Source organism: Corallococcus llansteffanensis (genome assembly GCF_003612055.1).
In the GTDB taxonomy this organism is placed as follows: Bacteria; Myxococcota; Myxococcia; order Myxococcales; family Myxococcaceae; genus Corallococcus; species Corallococcus llansteffanensis.
In genome coordinates this window covers 1-935 of sequence record NZ_RAWB01001087.1, presented here as the reverse complement: position 1 = coordinate 935, position 935 = coordinate 1, and the positions used below count along the sequence as shown (strand labels likewise).

Annotated in this window: 1 protein-coding gene; it reads right to left on the bottom strand. The window is 68.3% G+C overall.

Annotated elements, in window-relative coordinates; genetic code table 11:
- Window positions 1–85: 85 nt before the first annotated feature.
- Window positions 86–913: an outer membrane beta-barrel domain-containing protein gene (locus tag D7V93_RS43495; RefSeq protein ID WP_120648721.1), complete on the bottom strand. Its 828-nt coding sequence runs from the start codon at window positions 911–913 to the stop codon at window positions 86–88.
- Window positions 914–935 lie beyond the last annotated feature (22 nt).

Here is a 935-nt window from a genome sequence, read left to right as displayed (position 1 = left end):
GAGGCGGGCGCCGGAGCCTTGTCGGCGGCGCCGGCCAGCACGGGCATGCCGGCGCACAGGGTCAGGAGCAGACGGAAGGCGGGCTTCATTCGGACTCCCTCCCCGTCGAGTGCAGGGGCAGGAAGATGGAGATGCCCGCGTTGAGGGTCATGACGTTCTGGATGGCGCCCTTGCTGCTGCCCAGGGGCTGATCCACATAAGAGGTGTTGATGAGGGCCACGTTGACGGCCAGGTAGTCCTTGGTGACGAACCGCATGCCCAGGCCCAGGTCGGCGGCCGGGTTGAGGCCGCGGTCGGGCAGCGCGGAGGTCTCCGTCTTCACCACGCCCAGGCCGCCCAGCAGGTAGCCGTCGAAGTGGAGGATGGAGTTGAGGAAGGACACCTTGCCGTACAGCGGTGCCCACTCCACGTCGCCCATGGCGGACCACTGCGGCACGGAGTTGTAGATCTTGCTGTTGAAGGTGCGCTTGGCGGTGCGCACGTCATCCGACGGCACCACCTGCATGAGCGAGCCGCGGGCGGAGATGGCCAGCGTGTCCGCCAGATACCAGGCGCCCCGGAGCGAGCCGCCCACCTTCGAATAGAAGGGGTCGTTCACGGAGATGCTCACGAGCGGCGTGAGCTCGAAGCGGTGCTTCTTCAGATACACCTTGCGCTGGACGCTCTTCACCCGGTCGTCCTGGGTGATGTCCGTGAGCGGCATCAGCGCTTCGGGGGGGATCTCCTTCGCCTTGTCGGCGGTGGGCGGCGACGCGGGACGGGCTTCCTCGTCCGGCGGCGGCGCGGGGTTCTCTTCGGGTGGCTTGGCCTGGGCGTCCTCGGTCAAATCGAGGCCCATGCCTTCCTGACTCTGGGCGGGGGCCAGCGCGGGCCACATCAGGCTCAGCGCAAGCAGCAGCGTGGGGCGGTTCAAGTCCGGGCGCTCCGTGGGGGGG